General features: G+C 48.1%; 14 protein-coding genes. 3 read left to right on the plus strand and 11 right to left on the minus strand.

Annotated features, from left to right (window positions below):
* A complete protein-coding gene (gene cas6, locus CIG75_RS17490) occupies nucleotides 1-960 on the minus strand; it encodes a CRISPR system precrRNA processing endoribonuclease RAMP protein Cas6 (RefSeq protein WP_094237810.1) in 960 nt (319 codons plus the stop codon).
* 753 nt (nucleotides 961-1,713) lie between these two features.
* Nucleotides 1,714-2,085, minus strand: coding sequence for a hypothetical protein (locus CIG75_RS17495; protein WP_094237811.1), 372 nt, complete (start codon nucleotides 2,083-2,085; stop codon nucleotides 1,714-1,716).
* A gap of 315 nt (nucleotides 2,086-2,400) precedes the next feature.
* Between CIG75_RS17495 and CIG75_RS17500 the strand changes: the two genes are divergently transcribed.
* The 3 genes from CIG75_RS17500 to CIG75_RS17510 all read left to right on the plus strand — a co-directional run bounded on the left by CIG75_RS17500 (nucleotide 2,401) and on the right by CIG75_RS17510 (nucleotide 6,161).
* A complete protein-coding gene (locus tag CIG75_RS17500; protein WP_094238484.1) occupies nucleotides 2,401-3,021 on the plus strand; it encodes a TetR/AcrR family transcriptional regulator in 621 nt (206 codons plus the stop codon).
* A gap of 38 nt (nucleotides 3,022-3,059) precedes the next feature.
* Entirely contained in the window at nucleotides 3,060-5,381 is a 2,322-nt protein-coding gene (locus CIG75_RS17505; protein ID WP_094237812.1) for an MMPL family transporter, read from the plus strand.
* Nucleotides 5,382-5,744: 363 nt separating this feature from the next.
* Entirely contained in the window at nucleotides 5,745-6,161 is a 417-nt protein-coding gene (locus CIG75_RS17510; RefSeq protein WP_094237813.1) for an HIT family protein, read from the plus strand.
* 1,512 nt (nucleotides 6,162-7,673) lie between these two features.
* Here CIG75_RS17510 and CIG75_RS17520 read toward each other — a convergent pair.
* The 9 genes from CIG75_RS17520 to CIG75_RS17565 form a co-directional block, all read right to left on the minus strand.
* A complete protein-coding gene (locus CIG75_RS17520) occupies nucleotides 7,674-9,086 on the minus strand; it encodes an SPFH domain-containing protein (RefSeq protein ID WP_094237815.1) in 1,413 nt (470 codons plus the stop codon).
* A gap of 49 nt (nucleotides 9,087-9,135) precedes the next feature.
* On the minus strand, nucleotides 9,136-9,924 hold the full coding sequence (locus CIG75_RS17525; protein WP_094237816.1) for a TPM domain-containing protein: 789 nt from the start codon (nucleotides 9,922-9,924) through the stop codon (nucleotides 9,136-9,138).
* 13 nt (nucleotides 9,925-9,937) lie between these two features.
* Nucleotides 9,938-10,999: a TFIIB-type zinc ribbon-containing protein gene (locus CIG75_RS17530; protein ID WP_094237817.1), complete on the minus strand. Its 1,062-nt coding sequence runs from the start codon at nucleotides 10,997-10,999 to the stop codon at nucleotides 9,938-9,940.
* A gap of 1,728 nt (nucleotides 11,000-12,727) precedes the next feature.
* Entirely contained in the window at nucleotides 12,728-13,189 is a 462-nt protein-coding gene (locus CIG75_RS17535) for a hypothetical protein (protein WP_094237818.1), read from the minus strand.
* Nucleotides 13,190-13,253: 64 nt separating this feature from the next.
* The gene (locus tag CIG75_RS17540; protein WP_094237819.1) at nucleotides 13,254-14,105 is read right to left on the minus strand and encodes a hypothetical protein; all 852 of its coding nucleotides are present in this window, start codon (nucleotides 14,103-14,105) and stop codon (nucleotides 13,254-13,256) included.
* 1,260 nt (nucleotides 14,106-15,365) lie between these two features.
* On the minus strand, nucleotides 15,366-15,548 hold the full coding sequence (locus CIG75_RS17550) for a hypothetical protein (RefSeq protein ID WP_094237821.1): 183 nt from the start codon (nucleotides 15,546-15,548) through the stop codon (nucleotides 15,366-15,368).
* A 453-nt stretch (nucleotides 15,549-16,001) separates the two neighbouring features.
* Nucleotides 16,002-17,732 (minus strand): alpha/beta hydrolase family protein, encoded by a 1,731-nt coding sequence (locus tag CIG75_RS17555; RefSeq protein WP_094237822.1) that lies wholly within the window; start codon nucleotides 17,730-17,732, stop codon nucleotides 16,002-16,004.
* A 192-nt stretch (nucleotides 17,733-17,924) separates the two neighbouring features.
* Nucleotides 17,925-18,995, minus strand: a complete 1,071-nt coding sequence (locus CIG75_RS17560; RefSeq protein WP_157729627.1) for a HesA/MoeB/ThiF family protein — start codon at nucleotides 18,993-18,995, stop codon at nucleotides 17,925-17,927.
* A 33-nt stretch (nucleotides 18,996-19,028) separates the two neighbouring features.
* Nucleotides 19,029-20,225 (minus strand): MFS transporter, encoded by a 1,197-nt coding sequence (locus CIG75_RS17565; RefSeq protein WP_157729628.1) that lies wholly within the window; start codon nucleotides 20,223-20,225, stop codon nucleotides 19,029-19,031.
* Nucleotides 20,226-20,644: the final 419 nt, after the last annotated feature.

The following is a 20,644-nucleotide window of genomic DNA, read 5'->3' on the forward strand; positions in this document are numbered from 1 at the left end:
TCACCCGATTCGAATTCGTCCTAGGTCAAACGCCGTGTTTTTGCCTAGATGGATGATCTCGGCCACTTTCAACCACGGCAAAAACGCTTCCCATTCCCCTTCATACTGCGCCCATCCCATCATACCGCCGAGCTTCATCTTAGAATCTTGCCGTGCGGAAAAGCGGTCATAATCAACCCATCTCGTCTCCTGCCGAACCAACTGGATCTGTTCAGCTTTTTCTATTAGACCGCGGTAATTCACGGTGCTCGTGTCGATTCCATGATGATATTGAAGGAGTCCTGTCACACGGCGCAATATATTCCGAAAAATCACGTGAAATTGCGGGTCGCTCGTGTAGCGACCTTGCCATTTCATCCGCAAAGGCGTTTCAAAGAACAACGTGAGCCGCGAATGGCTAGATTGCGGTTGAATCTTTGCGATTATGTCAGCACCAGTTGCAAGGATCGGATCGTGAAGTTGGTGTTCTCCATCCATGTATAGCGTTCTGGCAGCAGCGCCACCCACATCTTCCGTTGCGACATGGATCAGTCGATATGGTTTGCGCCCTTTTCCGATGCCCTCAATCCCCAGTTCGCGAAAGGTCGAGATGAACAACGGGGCGTAATCGATTCCTCGCCCGAACAAACGCAGGCGAAGAGAAAGCAGTTCCCCCGGCTCATAGAACGTCTGGCGATCGGATGGAACTTCCAGCAAGTATGGCCTTGGGATCTGATCATAACGCCCCATAAATCCACCCGTCTCCCCATCAGGCGAGGTTTCAAAGATATAACCATAGGCACAGGTGGAGCTCGCTTCACAGCGGTCACAAATAGATTCGGCTCGCATGCATGCTCGCTTTTTGAAAATATGGCCAAAACCGCCACGGAAAGTGGAAGCCTTCCACGCTGGCAGTTCCAGTCCTTGTTTCCCAACTTGCAAGGTGAAACGATAGGTTGTAAACGTCAAGTTTTCTAGCATTTAAAATCCTCCGTCCCCTATAGCGGGTCAAATTTTGCTTGCTACCAATATCATTCCAGTTCCTATTTTCGGGTCATAGCGGATTACTATCCATTATGACCGCGATTTCAGAAAATATGATCGACTCCACATATTTGGACGACTAATCGACATTCCGGCCCGCCAGAAACGCTCTAATAAAGAGGCAAATGACTGGGTATAAGGGAGCAATAACTTCGACATGCCTCATGTCGGTGATACAGAACAAAAGACGCTCACCATAAGTAAGCGTCTAACTCTACCAGTCACTCAACGATCCACGAGTCATCACTGCCATTTCCATCCTGCACCTCAGGCAGCGCAATTTTCACTAAATATTCAACGAGGTTATGTCCCTGCATAACTCCTTTTGACTATCTCCGTTAAAGACTTAACCCCGATCAATAAGCCGGGGATTTTGGAGTATTACCACCAGAAAACATATCCATTTCCACTGGTCTTAATAGACGAACGGTTATAAATTCTAAGTTTGTACGTTCCTGCAGGAACATCCAAAAAACTAAACGATGTTGCAGTATCCGTGTAGGTACCATTGATACGAATTTCTGATGTAGTTGTTCCGCAACACAAAACAGATACTAATTTATAGCCCATTGAAACAGAACCACTGTAATGGGAATACTGTACGAGTTTGACGGGGACATCTTGCTTGCCACTAAGTTTGTACGATTCCCAAGTGTCAATCTACGTTGCGGAGTCCAATCCAACCTAATTCTAATTCATAGACGTGTAAAAATCAGGGGCGACGATTGAATCCGTTAGGGTTTCGCTGCTTTTTGAACCTGCTGAAGGAAAGGTCTCCTCACTGATCGGTCTAGGCGCCGTAAAATGCTCAGAGTAAAAACCACCCTTAGCTTGTGCTTCTAACTTTTTATCTCTTTCACGGTCTACTTTGGGCTCTGGCAATTTGGTAAGATCCATCTTCAATAATTCTGCTCTCTCATTCTCCGGGATCGGCATTGGATCGGTAACGCCGTAGCTTTTTTCCTGAGTTGCAGTCGGAGTTGCTCCCGCAGTAATTGGGATCGATGTCAGGACGCAAATTGCAAGTACACTATAGTAGTTTTTTTGATCATACTTGTTCACCCCTCCATTGCATTCACAGCGTTCACATCTAAGTTTTCCCATATATCATTACTACACACACAATTTATTTCCTCTATCATTCTTTATTAAGTAAATATTTTGTCAATAAGATAAATCAAATCGTCTGACCGAAGGACTCCACATTACCCTTCCTAACAGGTCCCCTATTGTTACTACATTCGACTGTGCAGCACTCACTCAATTCCGACAACATCATTGCCCACCGCGCATCATTGCCCATTGTGCAACGATGTGTTAATGTAAATTCTAGTCGATCTATTCGTATCCAAACAAGAGAGGTAGATGCGCTGTACGATGAACAAAAACAGCTTGCGTTTTATCAAAAAGGAGGCGACCGCACAAGCATTGGCGAACGCGGCGTTCGAGCTTGCACTTGAACGGGGGTTGGACGGCTTTGTCGTTGAAGATGTGGTGCAACGCGCCGGTTACTCCAGAAGAACGTTTGCGAACCACTATTCTTGTAAGGAAGAAGCTGTGGTGATGGCGGTTGAGCCTATGAATGACATCAACGAATTTGAGAACTTGCTCGATGAACTGCACGAAAACACGTCCCCGGTTGACGCCCTTTACCACTTTATGAAGATGCAGCTTACAGCAGAGCTGCTATGGAAAATGCGCCATCTCTCGTCGCTCTCCAAACGGTATCCGACGCTCGAGCCCTATAGACTCAGCGTTCTCCACCAAATGCAAGCGTCGGCTCAGAATTTATTAAGCCAGTTATTTCACGGGCGTTACCCCGAGGGGTACGCGCATCTGCTTACTGGAGCAGTTGTAGGGGCATCGTTGCCTATCATTGATGGAAGCTTCAACGTGTTGCTACCGGATCAATCGACGTCCGATAACCCTGAGGCAATGACATTCGATCAATATTGGGACACGATGTTCAGTTACTTGCGAAACGGTTTTAAGTTTTGACCCCTCACGATTTCTAGCAAAAGGAGACTATCACTTTCATGTCTACATTCTTGTACAGATTAGGGAAGAAAGCATACGACAAACCCTGGTACTTTATCGTCGGTTGGACCTTGATCCTCGGGGTTATCATCGCCGCACTCAGCGTGAATGGCATACACGTAAGTTCTGATATGAAAATTGAGGGCACCAAGTCCCAAAAGGTGCTGGACATGTTGGCGGAAGAACTTCCGGAAGCTTCTGGCGGACAAGCAAGTGTTGTGTTCACAGTGCCCGAGGGTGAACGTCTGGATTCACCAGAACATTTGACCTCGATCAGCAAAGCCGTTAACGAAGTCTACAACATGGACTATGTGATTAATCCCGCCGAAATGGCCGCCAAAGCGGGCGCATCGCTTGCTGGATCTCCTCAGAGCGCTGGAACCGATCAGGCTACCGCGACTGAACGACCTCCGTACGGCCCCTTGATGGCCAATGGCGTTCCGGTTCCTGGTGTGATCATTTCCTCCGATGGCAACATCGCCATGTTCCAATTCCAGTTCACCGTACCGCAGATGTCAGTGCCCAAGACCGTCATCGATTCCGTTATCGAGGCCCTTACTGCCGTTGAGGATGGCACCGACATTACAGCGTTACCCAGCGACTCGATCAAGGGCAAACCCGCAGTGTTCAGCTCAGCTGAGATTATCGGATTGGTAGTTGCCGCTGTTGTTCTCTTTATGACGCTTGGCTCAGTTGTTACTGCTGGCCTCCCGCTCCTCACCGGAATCTTGGGTGTTGGCGTTGGCGTTGGCGGAGCTTTTGCGATTTCCAAGTTCATCAATATTGTTGACATCACTCCTGCCTTGGCCCTCATGGTCGGTCTGGCAGTCGGAATCGACTATGCACTATTCATCGTGAACCGTCAGCGCCGCCTGATTCTCGAACAGGGGCTGAGCGCACGCGAGGCGGCGAGCAGAGCGATCGGCACTTCTGGCAGCGCAGTATTTTTCGCTGGCTTGACAGTCATCATCGCCTTGTGTGGCATGCTCGTGATCGGGATTGAATTCTTATCCACGATGGCGTTAGTCGCTGCAGCGACCGTCCTCATCAACGTGTTCATTGCTCTGAGCCTGCTACCTGCACTGCTCGGTTTGGTCGGTGAGCGGATCTGCTCGCAAAAAGCGCGCGAGAACAGTCGCGTCCATGCGACCAAAGTTCGGCGCGGGGTCGCAACGAGCTGGATCAAGGGGATCGTGAAGTATCGTTGGCCCTTAATTGTCGGTGTCATCGCGATTCTCGGTGTGGCGACGATTCCGGTAGCCAATATGGAACTGGGCATTCCGTCTGGTGCCACAGCGAACTTTGATACGACAGTAAGACAGAGTTACGACGCGATTTCAGATGCTTTCGGGGAGGGATTTAACGGTCCGCTTCTCTTAGTTGCCGAGCCCAAGGGTTCCGACAAAGTGACAATGGAAATGCTCTACTCTCTGCTTCAAGATCTCCAACAGCAAACTAACGTTGCGCTGGTGACACCGTTGGGCGTCAAGGAGACTGGGGACATGGCCATTCTAAGCCTCATTCCGAAAACGGGACCTACCGACGCAGAGACCAAAAACTTGGTGCAAGACTTGCGTGATCCCGATTCGAGTATCGCTCAGAAATATGGCCTCACGCTTGGGGTTACAGGGTTCACCGCGATCAACATCGATATGTCGTCCAAGCTAGCGGAGGTCTTCCCGCTCTATATCGGGGTTATCGTCATCCTCTCGCTCATCATTCTTCTGTTGGTATTCCGATCCATCATCATCCCGATTAAAGCCACGCTCGGCTTCCTGCTTAGTGTGCTTGCCACGTTCGGGATCACAACAGCTGTGTTCCAGTGGGGATGGCTCCACTCTCTATTCGGCTTTGACACGGGCGGTCCGCTGTTGAGCTTTATGCCGATCATGGTCACCGGTATACTGTACGGGCTGGCGATGGACTATCAGGTCTTCTTGGTCAGTTCGATGCGCGAGTCGTATGTTCATGGGCATCGGGGCGTTGCGAGTGTCGTTCACGGATATGAGCAGGCCAGCCGCGTCGTTGTGGCTGCAGCTGTAATCATGGTCGCCGTTTTCGCCGGGTTCTCCTTTGCCGAAGATGTGATGATCAAACAGATCGGTTTTGCGTTGGCGGTAGGCATACTGCTCGATGCCTTCATCGTCCGGATCATGTTGGTCCCGGCTGTCATGGCGATCTTTGGCGACAAAGCGTGGTGGCTACCGCAATGGCTGAACCGTCTGCTACCAAACCTAGACGTCGAGGGTGACAAACTAATCGCCGCTCTTAACGAAAAAGAAGGCACTGACGATACGTTGAAACCATTGAAGACCCACTGATGAAGCTCGCAGTTGAGATTCACACAGCGATACGACTTGATTTTTCGTGATGCTGGGGCTGGAATTGGAAGGTAGGACAGGTTACACATCTCCTTCGCCCTACTTTTTGTCCGCTCAAATCAGGAGCGTTGAGAGAAAACAAAAATAGCACTGGCATTGGTCTTACCCCTGTCACGTAGTCTGTGCGTAAAAAACCTATGATTTTACGCGGCGATCGCTTTAAGGTACTCTACCGAAGAGCGGTCGCCGAACTTTTTCTGTAAGCGTCTGTTGTTATCGAACATCTAGAATTTTCAATAAATTACGAAGCTACTTTCGATACCCGAAAATGCAAAGTGTACTTTGGAAGGAGTGAGGCTGTACATGGAATGCTTGGGATGTCGAATCGCTAACGGTGTGGAACCCGATTTGAACATCGTTTATGAAAATGAGCTAATTACCTGCGTGCTTGATATCGCTCCGTTTAATGAAGGACATATCCTAATTCTTCCGAAAAAACATTACTGGGATGTCGAAGAAATGGATTCAGAGACAGCGTATGCTGTCATGGATGCTGCGAAAAAAATATCCATCGTCTTAAAGACCCTGTTTAAACCTGACGGAATAAGCACATGTCAAAACGGTGGAAAATTTAACGACCTTACCCATTACCACATGCATCTTATTCCAAGGTACGAAGGTGACGGATTTTCTTGGAGTGAACCATTGCACCCGCATGGTGCCGAAAAAAGATTACGCCAAACCAAAGAAAAAATTCTCGTAGCACTAAATATTGAATGAAGGAGTCTCTAGAGGCTCCTTTTTTATTTTGTGGTGAATCAGTTTTAATTCAACGTGTTTTTTAGAAAAACGACTTTTCAGAAGACGAATTAGCCACGCATGGTCGAGAAACTATACCACGCCACTGATTGCCTTTTACTTATTTTGGACCATCTAAAGCAGAGGGTCTGTTCCAGAAAATTTGGATGATCGCCCCTTGAGGACAACATTGAAGGAAGTCCATACTGGCAATACCACTTTTGGAATCGATGATACTCTAAGTCCCCTTTAGTACGGATCTTCCATTGTTACTGAGACGGGTTGCAAGATCCACTACATGGAGGCAATGGTCTGACCGCAAAATTTTATGCATGAAGGGAACATGAAGAAAATTCTATGAAGTCTTATCAGTCATAGGTATCCTAGCAGTACACAGAAACCATGTAACAAAATGAAAGTTCAGACGGTGAGATTTTGTATTTCACACGAAATTATGGATTTATTATAACAGTCATTGAAAAATGTGATATATATAGGAAAATAATATCAAAGATGTCGTAAACACCAAAAATCCAATTAGCTTCTTCTTGGTAAACAACTTTTCTTGCTCGAAGATACTTTTAAGAATCATAAAACCTACACCTGCAATAATTGCTTGGAATATGCCGTTAGACATTCTGTTCCCTTCTTTCTATTTTTAAGGACTTGAAAACGTCTCCAAGGACAAGATTCCTTTGACCGCCCTATGCCGAAGCATGTTCAGACTGCATGGTAATCTCGTTTCTAGTAACACTTAATGTGATATGACCGCGCGAGGATCAGGTGATCATCGTGCTATATTACAACTTCCGAATGGGGGAAACTCTGTGCTGCGCAAGGTGAACTTTATTTTATCACTCCTAACATCCGGTCTACTTTTTCTATTTTTTATGCAAGTGGACAATACCCATTGGTTGTGGACCAGTAGTGATGGACAGACAGTAAGTATGCAACTTTCCTTTTTTTCCTGTACCTTATCTTCTGACCTACAATCAAAAACTCTTTATAATTTCGGAGCATACTCCTTACTCTTGTTGGTAGCGACCACCTTGCTCTCAGTAGTCAAAAAGAAATAGGGCTCTGGTGCAAACCCTGCATGCTTGCGTTTGCGGACATTAAGCGACAGGGGAAAGATGGTCATAAAGAGCTAATCAGCCCCGTAATAGTGAGCATTCACCTCAGAACTTTAAAAGCCCCCAACGGAATGTTGGGGGCAGCGACTGTCCCAGACTTATCAAAACGGTCACAGAACGAGGGTTCTGGCTACTTCTTTACAAAAATGGCTTCTCCCAAAACAACAGCTTTTGTTGAGGAATCAATTTCATTTTTACTAGTAGCGATCTCTGATACTTTGTAAGGCAGTTCCGTGCTTTCATTTACCCTAAAAGTGCTCACCACAATATGCCCCACTCCCCACAAACTCGTCGGCAAAAAATAAGGTACCGCTTCCCAAAACGAAAGCGGTACCTTTTCTACTAGCTTCCTTACCTGTTCTTACTTCTTGTCATTATCGTCAAAAAGGTCGCCGCACTCGGGGCAGAACTTCGGCGGTTGTGCGGGATTTTCGGGTAACCAGCCGCATTTATCGCATTGATAGCTCAGTTCCCCGGCAGGCTTCTGACTGCCGCACTCGGCGCAGAACTTGCCTTTGTTCACCGTTCCACAAGAGCAGCTCCAGCCGTCTGCTTCCGGTTTCGTCTTGCCGCATTCGGCACAGAATTTGCCTGTGTTGACCGCACCGCAGGAACAGTTCCAGCCGTCGGCGACAGGTTTGGTTTTTCCGCATTCTGCACAGAATTTACCTGTGTTCAATGCACCGCACGTACAGGTCCAGGAGGCTGCCGAAGATCCCGCCTGCTGAACAGGTTGTGATGCTTGTTGCTGCTGCGCTTGTTGTTGCGCCTGTCCCATCGCGAACAGGCTCTGTGCGTTCATGCCACCTGCCTGCTGAGCCATACCGAAGCCCATAAAGCCTGCCATCGCACCGCCCTCGTTGGAAGCGGCCGCTTTCATCGCATCGGCTTGCGCGCCGACCAGAGTTGCCGCCGCCATGTTCGGATCACGCATAATCGCACTCTTTTGGAGTTGCTTAATCATGTCTTCGTCTTCTTTGGAAGCGGTGACCGAGTTTACGCCAAACGATGCGATCGCCAGACCTCTCGTTTCCGCCCATTTCTTGGACAGCACTTCGTTCAGTGCATCGGCCAGTGCCAAGGTATGTCCGGGCAAAGAGCTGTAACGGATGCCCATATCGGAAATCTTGGCAAAGGCCGGCTGCAAGGCGGTCAGCAATTCGCTCTTGAGCATGCTGTCAATATTGGCACGGTTGTACACATCATCGACGTTGCCACTCACATTGGTGTAGAACAGCATCGGATCGACGATCTTGTACGAGTATTCGCCGTTGCAACGGATGGAAATGTCGATATCAAGACCGATGTTTCGGTCTACTACGCGGAACGGAACAGGGTTGGCCGTGCCGTATTTGTTGCCTACGATCTCCTTGGTGTTGAAGAAATAAATTCGTTGGTCTTTGCCAGTATCGCCACCGAAGGTGAAACGCTTGCCGATCGTTTGAAAGGTCTGTCTGATGCTCTCTTTAAGATTACCGGAAAAGATGCTCGGTTCGGTGGATGCGTCCCAAGTGAATTCACCCGGTTCTGCGCAAAACTCAACGACCTTGCCCTGCTCAACGATGATCATGCACTGGCCATCATTTACGGCGATAACAGAGCCGTTGGTGATGATGTTATCTTCGCCTTTGGTGTTAGAAGAACGCTTGGAAGTGCGCTTTTGCCCTTTGGCGACAAGGATGTCAGCATCAAGCGAATCACAGTAGAAAAACTCTTTCCATTGATCGGCAAGTACCCCGCCTACAGCTCCCAATCCTGCTTTAATCAGTCCCATTCGAACCACTCCTCAACGTAAGTTTCTTTTTTCTATTGTGTCCTCTTGCTTAAAACTTCCCACCGCCACCGCCGTGTGAATTGCCGCTGCTACTGCTATGCGTACTGCTTCCTCCACTGTTTGACGAGGACTCTACTTTTTGTTTGGTCGTTGTCGTATACAAGAACAAATCTTTGTCACTCGTCACTTTAAAACTGCCGTCTTTTACATAGTTCAGCGCATAACGCTGTTTGTTTGCCGTTTTCATCTTGGACTTCATGATCCCTACGACAATAAATGCGATGGCGGCTGAAATCGCAACGGTGAGCAAGGAGAGGAACAAATAATCGCCTGAAGTTATGACCTCGTGATCGGTGTCAAAAGGCGTTCCAGTCGCCGCTTCTGCTAAGAACATGTCAACATAGTCGAGGTACTTGTCGAATGCCTTGTAATACTCGCCTTCGCTCAACAAGCCCACCACATTGTCGCTGATGTATCGAATTCCGTAGTCGGTGAACGCCTTGATGCCGTAACCAGATGTGGAGGTCCAATAGTCTCGGCTGTCCATCGCGAGCAGGAACAGCAGTCCGTCATGGTCGGGGCCAAAGCCAAAACCGTTTTCATCATAGTAATCGTCAGCATACTCCATCGCGCTCTTTCCGTTGAGCGAATCGACGGTCACGATCGCCACATCGAAGTTATAGGTTTCAGCAATGTCTTGAAGTCTCTTTTCCAGCAATTGCTTCTCGCTAGCGCTCAGCAGATTCTCATTGTCATATACATTGGCCGCAAGGGCCGGGAACGTATAGAAAGAGAGCAGAAGCACGAAGAGAAAGAGTGAAGTAAACAGTTTTTTCATGGTTCAACCCTCCTTATAAGAACACGGTCAGCAAGCCAACGGTACTGAGCACAGCGGTAATGCCGGCAACATAGCCCCAATACTTGCCTTTGGAGATGGGAAGTTCACCGATAAATTTCCCGGTCTGACCGTTCATGGCGAAGGTATAGGTTTTGCCCCCGAATTTGGTGTTCAGCATCCATACGGGCAGCAGTGCGTAACGAATTTTGCCGTCAGTCAGATCGATCGCCGTACTGCGGGGCGTGACGACAGCATAGCCCGAAACGGTTTCTGCAAACTTTTTCTCGGTGCTGTCCTTGATGCGCTGATTGGCACGCGGTTTGCTGCTTTCTGCGTCCACATCATATTTGTCCGCCAGATAACCGGAGAGGTACGCGGTTGCAAAATCAACAGCTTCCTCATAATTGTACGGTTCCAACGCTTCCATATAAGCATCATCCATTTTTTCCGAGCCGTCCACCGGAATCCGTTCGAATCCGATCTTGCCTGCTCGGTGAATCAGGAAGTGGCTGGTCTCTGTATAGCGGTAGTTCCCTTGCTTCCAAGTTCTCACTTTCTTGGCATCATAGGTGATGTTCGCCTCCGCTTCGCAGTCGAACAGCCAGAACGGAACATAGACGCCTGTGATTTTCTCGATCCTGTTGTTCGCGAGGAAAAGGCTTGGCAACAAGCGTTTGCCTGAGCAGAATTTTTTCAATTCCGCTTTGGCCTGTTCTTTCTCGATCTTGAACGGAATCACCAGATCGGGCTTCAACGCACCGGACAGTCTGCCGGAAAGAATGGTTGCGCTATCACAATATGGGCAAAACGTAGCGGCGGTCGTTTCCTCTGCCACGATTTCAGCCCCGCAGGAATTGCAAAGATGAACGCCCAGGTTCGGATCTTGCCACTCGTCGCTTTCATAAGTGTCCCAATCCGGATCTTTCGAAGCTTCCTCCTGCAAGACCTCGTCGTACTTTTTGAGCACTTCGGGATCAAACGTACTGTCGCAGTATTCACAAAGCATTTGACCAATTTGGCTGTCAAATTTCAATGTGCCTGAGCAGTTGGGACATTTGTAACTCAAAATATCCATCTTCTTTTGTCCTCCCTCTCCTTCTTACTCAACATACTCTTACGTAAATACCGTGTGAAAGGATTCACCTATTACTAAATTGTATGTTTTGTATTTCCGAAACCATCAATTCGGCGTGTGCGGATTGGGCTACTTGTACCCGCTCCACAAGTTGCTGATCAATGGTTTCCCGTTAAGACGAACCAACAGTCGGGATTTTTTTGAAACAATCATCCGATTAGGGGTATCTGATTCCGGCGCCTTTTTAATATATTTAAAATTGACAATTTTTTCATGGTACAAAAGACCTAATTCATACATCAAACGTGATGAAAACAAGGCGTTATGATGTCTTTATTTTTTTATCAACACACTTGATGATCTTGCTGTAAAAAGTGTGTATGCGAACCTGTGTTGCGACGCGCACTTAGAGCAAGTGTGGGAGAGCCAATTCGTGTTCTGAGAGTCAGTGCACACCGAATCGGTCCGAAGTGTTCGAAGCCAATTTTGACCCCACGTTTCCACGACTGTTCCTCCTCGCTTCTTGTAAAACAGGAAAGGCAACCCCAACGGGTCGCCTTCGAAATTATCCGCTTTTTCCAGTTCGGCTACTGTTCATGCTTACCGTGAGTACCGAACTTCATGACCGCGATTCATATAGAAAAAAGGAATGGCCAACTGCCTCTCCCACCTGTGTTCCGTTTGTTGACGTCTGTAGTAACAACATAAGAGACAAGCTCCCCGACTCACGGGCCTGCCTTTGTTACATCATGATACAGACGCGAAAGTTCTGCAAGGTATTGCTTTTCAGTCCCCTGTAGAACGGGTCTGGCTTTGTTACCAAACATCCGAGACTATAACGTTGCTGCATCCGTCGCCTTTCAGTCCCCTATCTAACGGGTCTGTCATTGTTACGTGGCGGTTCGGCAAAACACAGAACTTCCACCTGCTCTTTCAGTCCCCTATATAACGGGTCTGCCTTTGTTACGGAGGTTTGAACTCGCCAAAGGACAGTGGGTCGGTTCTTTCAGTCCCCTAAATAACGGGTCTGCCATTGTTACCGACCGAATCGGGCATCGAAAAAGTGAGGCGTAGCAAGGGTTCACGCGCTCTTTGATTCGGGCTGGATCTTGCTTTTTTTCGAGGATCGACTTTTTGCTTCAAAACAGGGGGGGATCCTCGAAACTGTGGTTTTCTTGAATTTATTATTTCCCACCTCAGTATACCGTATTCCTTCTTTGGATAGAATAGCTAAGTTATCTTATCGAAGCAACGCGAGACATTCCTGCGGCCTTCGAAACCGATAAAAAAGGCGTGATTATCACAGAAGACACGGCAATTATCGAAAAACCATTTCAGGTCACAGGATCGGTATGTTCTCAACAAAAAGACGGCCACCAAAGGTCGCCGTATATGATTCCTAATCTTCCAGATGCAACTTCGCATATGTATCCGTCTCAGCCTCGTACCCGCACCACATCCAAATTCCTTGCCGCGTCTTGCTCTTTTAATAGCAGTATCGCTGTTTCAAGTTCGCTTGATCGTACCATTCTTATTGCCATCCTGAATTTACTTGCGTTTTCTAGTTCGAAATTCACCTCTTATAAGAGATATTCAAATGGAACATCAAGTCGAAATGCCAAGTCATCTTCTTCGATAAATATTTTGTTGTCGGCCCCTCACCGTTACAAAACAGCTAGCTCAGCCTATTTCAATGTGTTAAGAGAACGGGACTGGTAATTTTCAACACTAAGGCGCTAACGCTGATTCGATCCCGTATGATTTAAGATCATCTCCACTGAGTTTGTAATATCTGTTTTCGTAAAATAAATACGTGGCCTGCCCTTTGGGATAAACAAGAAGTTCGGCAGAAGTTTGTTTTTTGTTGTATTCCATTCCTTCTCGGGACGTTGAAAGGACAATTTTGTAAGGGTACGTATTTATGCCCTTCACTTCACTTGTCTCTGATGCCTTAGCTAGGGTTAGTACGATACCTCGGATAATGTCTCCTTTCAATTCCACGAGTGACTCCTTGTAAGTACCATCCTCACCAAGTTTGTACACTTGGACATGATCGAGATAGTCAAATTGCATATCATAGGTTTTGTTGATAGCCACCTCCAAATCTGATTTTAGAGGTGATGAGTCGCTGCATCCAAGAACGAAAATTGCGGTGAAAAGCAGTAAAACCGTCTGGAAGCTAATTCGCATTTTACTCCCCTCCTTCGAGATAAAAATGAAAGAGAGTGGAAGCCCGCTCTCTTTCAACTTTAACTTAGCAAGAGTAATCGTGCCACCACTTCACATACAATCCCCAAGATCCCGTTGGCCAAATGTATGAAAGAATCTCTGGATTTGGCTCGGGAACTTGAACAATAGCATGATACTTATTCGCGGTGTTAGTGTCAGCAAATACCGCCTGATAACGGAATGCACAGGATCCGCAATTATAGGCACTCACACATTTGGTATAATCACGTGCAGGATTCCAATCCGCAGAACCACCAGCATAATGAGCTGTTGCATGATAACCTTGATTTAGGAAAATCGTCTGAAGTTCAGGTAGAGAGTAGAACCAATATAACGTTTGGCGCGGTGGGCACGGATGTGGATTGTCAGTATCCCCTCCACAACCACCATTTGCATCTGGTTGTATCACACCAAAGTTCGTGTTTTGTACTACCGGCGGTGCGTTCTTCCCCTCAGCAAGATAGTAGAAGTAATCATTAAAGCTTCCTTCGAAATCATCTGAAAACTCCACTTCCGCCATGGTCTTACCAGAAGCAATTTCCGTGATCATGCGATTTTGTTCCTGAAAGTATTTTTCAGCAGTTTGAATCGAACTTTTCGGGACTTTAGCTGCTTTTGCTGCAACAATGTCTACGGTAACAATATTATCTTCATTCAATGATACATAAGGCATGACACTGCTTAATTGTTCATCAATCTGTTTTCCTTTTTCTCTCTGCTCACTTGTTTGTTTCTTCTTTAGTTTTGACTGTTCTGTAACAAATTGGGATTTCGAAAAATTATCGTTTGAGGCTAGGGTGAGTTGACTTTGACTGCTGAAACTTATCATTCCTGACAGCAAAATCGCCAAAGTAATACTAGAGATTATTTTTTTCATGATAAACCCTCCTTCCAACATATAGTAACTCATAATTTCCATATTGCAAATATAATATATTATTTTCATTATTATTTTACCGAAATGCAAAAGCCGTAATGGGTTATATCACCTCATGGTAGACAAGAGAAAAAGGACATCGATAAGTTGGATCTATCCTTGTTGAACCGAGGGGATTTCATGTAAAAAATTGGAACAAAGAATAATCGTTACAGTATCGAGATCAAGCAAGTTGGAGGCTGCCCAACTTGTGTTGGAAGAGGGGATGAGTTACCGTGCAGTTGCGCGAACGTCTTCGACCTCCTGCGCGGCCAGATCACTTTAACTCCATTGAAGAAGAACTTGAGTACTACAAAATGGAGAATGCCTAATTAAAAAACGGAATCCAAATCTACATAGGGAAGGAAGTTGGGAAAATCGGGGCGGTTTAAGTGTTCCGTGAGTTGAACTAACAATTTACGACCGATGCTCCGAATCAGGTCTGGATGGCTGACATCACCTACGTCCCGACCAACGAAGGTTGGCTGTATGTGGCCAGCATCATGTGACTTGTGCACGCGAAAAATCGTGGGGTTCTAGGCTGATGAACGTATGACAAAAGGCCTTGTCCTACGAACGTTAGACCAAGCCTACAAACGTGAGAAGCCGACGACACCCGTCCTTCACCATTCAGTCCCCTATCCATCGGGTCTGCCATTGTTACCTCTTTGTCGGAGCGGACTTCGGGCTGTTCGTGCTCGGCTTTCAGTCCCCTATATAACGGGTCTGCCATTGGTACAACCTTAGCGATCTGAGCATCCATGGAGTCCACAATGTACTTTCAGTCCCCTATCCATCGGGTTTGTCATTGTTACGACCAGCAATTATTAATACTGCGGTACATTTTCATGATTTCAGTCCCCTATCCATCGGGTCTGCCATTGTTACTACGTGAAACAAATATGGACGCTGTGTTAATCGAGATCTTTCAATCCCCTAACTTACGGGTCTGTCATTGGTACCGACCGAATCGGCCATCGAAAAGCCGAGGCGTGGCAAGCCTTCCCGCCATTTCTGATACCGACTGGCTTCGGCTTTTTTTCGAGGATCGACTTTTTGCACGAAAACAGGGGGGAATCCTCGAAAAGGTCACTTCTTGATGCTATGATTCCCACTCACAGTATACCGCATTCGATCCTTGGGAAGAATATCTAAGTTTTTCTCTCCATCATCCCACGGCACGGCTGGCAGAAGTCGAAAATAGCGTATAACGATCTACCTCTACCTGCGCTGGTCCTTTTTTCTTTTGCCAGTTGACAGGATCATCCTGACGATGATCCAGGTTATGGTAGCCCCGATGCCGGAGTACGTAAGCTCACCGGTAAACCAGTAATGCGATACCGTCCAAGCTACGCCAAATGCGAGCCCGCCAGCAAGCGCGATGTAAAATTCCTTCCAATTCATCTCCTCACCTCATCTTATGGATACCATCAACTTACAAAAGTTGCAAGCAATACCTTTCGCCCGCTCATCCAAAACAAATCTGTCGCACGCCCTTCCCGTGCGATCATTGATACCCCACACTGCTTAACTGACCGATCTTCTTCCGAGCAGAAAAGGGCAACCCAATGGATTGCCCGACGATGATACTTCAATAGATCTATTCTCTCTCCATTGCTTCTGCACCCTCTTATTTAGAAAGAACAGACCCACTCTGCATTCCGAATTCCCCAGTTCTGCCATCGGGCCACAATCAACTGCTCACGCGCCCCGCTACTCTTCCTACAAACTACTCTTCCTACAAACTACTCTTCCTACAAACTACTCTTCCTACAAACTACTCTTCCTACAAACTACTCTTCCTACAAACTACTCTTCCTACAAACTACTCTTCCTACAAACTACTCTTCCTACAAACTACTCTTCCTGTACAGACCTCAGCGCGTCATCGAAAAATTGGGCGCCTTTGCCGATCCATGCACAGATGTTGCTGCGATTGCGAATGGTATGACCTTCTCCTGCTAAGACATACAGTTCATGCCCATGACCACCAAGTTTTTCAAACTGAACGTTCACATCTGCAAGCGGTAACTGCAAGTCGTGTTCACCGTGCACTTGCAGGATCGGAAAGTCAGGTGTCCATAACTCACCTTCAACTGACGGTTCCAACTCTTCACTTGTAAAGGCGTACTCGGCAAAGCGGCGGACGACAGGATCGCGGCTGTTCTTGAGCACCGTGACATTCAAATACGAACTCATGATCAACAGCGCCCCGACCTCATCTCCGAGTGCTTGCGCGGTACGAGTCGCGAGATACCCACCGTAGCTCTCCCCGTACAGCCCGATCTGTACAGGGCTGGCCCATGAACGGTTGATCGCCTCACGAATGCAATCGATCACATCCAGTACATCCAACTTCCCAAATTCACCCGGTTTTAGCGGCGGCAACGGCCAATTGCGCACCGTGCTTCCGCGCGGATTGACGAGGATGACTCGCATCCCCAGACTCTGCAACAGTTGAATCCACGGCGACCAAGAGATGTCCCATGCTCCTGAAGGCCCGCCGTGCAACAAGAAGACGGCCCGCTTCTGCTCTTTTGCTGGCGGATAGACCAGACAGGGCACCGCATATCCCCGCTCCGTTTCGATGCCGATCACTTCTGGGGGAGCCGTTTGCGAAAAGTCCTGTTGACGCGTCAGGCACTGGAGTTCATTTTGCTCCGGTTGCCAGCGATACAGGGCAGGCGGCTGTTGACTGCTTGCTACTTTAAAATATAGTGCACCTTCTCGCCAGCGCGGGATCGAATGTGCAACTCCCGGCAACAGGTCGAACGGAACGACTTCTTTGCTTTCCAGATGATAGGTGGCAAATCGCGTCCCCGGCCATTCATCCAGTGTCAGCAAAAGCGACCGTCCATCCGGATTCCAGATCGGTGCTTCTGCGAGCAGCGGCAAATTCAATCGAACGTGCTCCCCGCTCTCCACCTCGATCTGCACGGCATCTAAGCGCCTGCCCACACGCACCAAACAGATCAAGGCGGATTCTTCCAGATTCCATTGGGCGGAGACCGGCGTCATGTTGCCTTCCCCGCTCAACAAAACGCGCGAGCTTTTTGTCTCCGGGTCGCAAAGCACCAACTCGGTATATGGACCTGTCGTTTTTCGCGTCACGATGATGGCGCGGCGGCGTGGTGCGACCGCCACATAGAGTTGGTCCGCTTTTTGTTCGTTCGGCAAATCGAGCAGCTCAATCGGCTCCTCGTCGTTGCGATGATGGACCAGCACCAACTTTTGCTGTCCGTCCGCGTTGACCCGCAGGCCAACGATATGCTCTTCGCCGTAGACGCTCGGTTGGATCGGATAGGTCAGCGGGGCCAGCGCTGGCAAATGTTCGGTCTGGGTGTTCAAATCATGACAGACCACTTGGTAGCCATTTTCCGTATGTTCGAGGAAACCGACAAACTGAGACGTCCCAAATGGGTACATCTGATGTGTGGAGCGCTCGACCATTGGCGTATCGGTCGCATGTATATAGACGCGGCTCCCGTGCTGCGTATTGCACCCGAGCAACAGGGTCCCGTCCGTCGTAAAAGAAAAATGCTGGAGCCAAACTGCCTTTTCCAGCTTCTCTAAGTAGTTAGGGATCATGGTTCTCACCTCTTTGTGATTTATACAAAAAGGAAAGGATGAGATCGGAATTCCGACCCCATCCTTTCCCCCAGTTCTTAGAGGTACTCAACCGGTTTCAGCACGTCAAATTCTTCCATGAGCTCTTCCATTTGCTCTGCAGTCAGTTGTTCTTTGTTCATCATTATCACCTCCTTTCAATGGGATGGAAGGTTACTTAGTCGCACAATTGATACAGGATGGATGTTTGGTCAGCGGTTCTACGCGAAACTCCATGTTCGTATCGAATTTCCAACAAGCGTTCACCGTGACTGGTTTCTCATAACCGCTCAGAAAGCGCATCACTTCAAATCCCGCCACACCACTGACGATCGCAGGGAAACTTACGACACTGCCCACCGTGCGTTCAAAGAGGAAGTCGCCTTGATTGAGGATCGTGTCCATAAGGTTCGGGTACTTGTCCGTGCGGAAGGTGAACTCGCAGAGTGGACAAGCCTGATCCGAATCTGGCACCGCAAGCGGTCCGACTTGACCCCCGATCGTAAACAGGTATGGCACTTTGGCTTGCGTACATGCTTCGGAGATCCATTTTGTGATCAGAAAGACCGGTTTATCGGCGCATCCGAGCACAAGGTCCACGCCGTCCAAATGTGGCAGGAGATCCTCCGGCCCCGTCACGAATTGGGGAATGGCTTCCACTTTCGTGTGCGGCGAGAATTCTTTGGCATACGCAACCGCGCAATCGACCTTCAATTTCCCCGCATCTGCTGGCTTGTACATCGCCGTGCGGTTCAGGTTGGAAACTTCCACATGGTCCCCGTCGAGCAGTACGATGTGCCCGATGCCCAGACCCAACAATTGTGTGGTCATCCAACTACCCATGCCGCCGACCCCGACCACCAACACTTTCGAGTGACGAATCCGTCGCATATATTCGTAGCGGTTGGTCTCCTCCGTCTCGTAGCGGGAGAGATAATCCATCATCCGCGTCCAACGCCCAACTTCTTCCGCGGTCAGCTCATGCTCCACATCCATGTCCTCAAAGAATCCCAGTTCCAGGAGTCGATCAAAATGGGGCTTGAACGTGTCCCAACTCGTCGGGTGCTGTTCTTCTGTCACCTGCCGAAAATGGTCTTCCGAACCGCCAGCGATCCAGTGCTTCACACAATGATGAAGAGCATCGTTGTTTGGTGTGATCACGACCATTTCATCGTTCAAGCGAAGGACGAAATGTTGTCCTTTCGAGAGAACATTGACTTGTTCCCGTAGTCGTACCCTTTTCACATCGCTACCCCTTCCCATGTAATGTGACTGCAATTAGCGCGCTTCGCGCACCGCTTTTTGAGAGGTGATGAAAACGCCCGCTGCGACCAGCACGAAGGCCGCCACAATCAACACTTTGCCCACGCCGTAGCTGGCAGCCAGCCCCCCCATGACCAAGATACAGAAGGGGATCAGTGCCGATGCTACCGATTGGATCGCCGAGAAAACGCGACCTCTAAACTGCGGATCGATGCATTGCTGCACATACGTATTGACGCTGATCGCCGCAGCACCGGAAGGAATGCCCATCAAGAAGAAGGCGATGACCATGATCCAAGTCGATGTCGTCATCCCGATGATGATCAACATCGCACCTTGCAGGAACAGGTTGAGGCAGAAGACCAAGCCTCTTCTGTTGTTCAGACCAAACCGTCGGACGATCGTAATTCCGATGACGCTGCCGAGTGAGAAAAACCCGATTAAGATCGCAAAGAGCTTCGCATTTTGCCCGTTCGCGGCGAGCAAGATCGGCAACAGATAGTACATCGACAGCATGACGCCTTCCAAGATCGGCAACACGAGAAACTGTGGGCCCAGCACAGGTTCACGCAGCAGAAAGCGAAGTCCTGCCCACGCATCTTTCCAGATGCTGCTGCGTTCAGCCCGCTCCTTGGGGGCGATATTCTTCACGCTCTTCAGTTGCTTGATCATCTTTTGCACCATGACGGCCGAGAAAAGGAACGTCACCGCATCGATGGATAAGATCCATTCAATACTGATAAAGGGAAGCAACATTCCGGCTAATGCAGGACCGATGACACGGACGACAGTAGCGCTTGACATGTACCAAGCATTCATCCGCATCAATTGTTCCTTGTCATCTCCGGCAATCTCTGGCATCAGGGTCTGTACGGACGGGTTGAACATCAACCCGGCCAGCCCGATCAGCGCGGTGACCGCATAGATCACCCACAGATTTGGCTCCATAAACAGGAGCATCAGTACGAGCGCGCCCGAGATGGCAGCTCGTGACAGATCGGTGATCAACAGCAGTTTCGAGCGATCGAAGCGATCGACGATAGCCCCTGCGAACAAAGCCGCAAGCGCCATCGGCAATGCCATTGCGATACCCAAACCTGCTTGACTATAAGCACTGCCAAACGCCTCGTGGACGAACCAGATCATCCCGACCTGATGCAAGTCATCTCCCAGCCAGGAGACGATCTGCCCGATCAATAAGAACTGGAACACCGTCGAGAGGGCAAGCATTTTATTAAGAGTTGATACTCGATTAACCTTAATGGCAGTATCACCTCCGGGAATTACAGGTTAATATATTGTATTTTCTGACTTAATTATAGCACTGTCGTTTTGTTTTTGTATAGATTAATCAACAAAATTACAAAAATATTTTTTGATTATTTGGGTTTTGTTGTTCTAATATATTGATCCTTCCAATTAGGAAATATATAAATGCTCATTTGTTCTCTTGTTTTCTCTGTTTTTCTCATTTTTCTAGCTCCACCCAAAAAGCTCCTGACGATTTCGCTCGAGTTTCGTTTGGAAGACGTTACTGTTTTGTCCAGAGTTTAACTGGGGTATATTTCCAATACGATGTCTGCTCGATTTTTCTCATCCATGATTTTTACTTTATCAAATAAAAAACCCTT

Origin of the sequence: Tumebacillus algifaecis (assembly GCF_002243515.1) — a bacterium.
GTDB lineage: Bacteria > Bacillota > Bacilli > Tumebacillales > Tumebacillaceae > Tumebacillus_A > Tumebacillus_A algifaecis.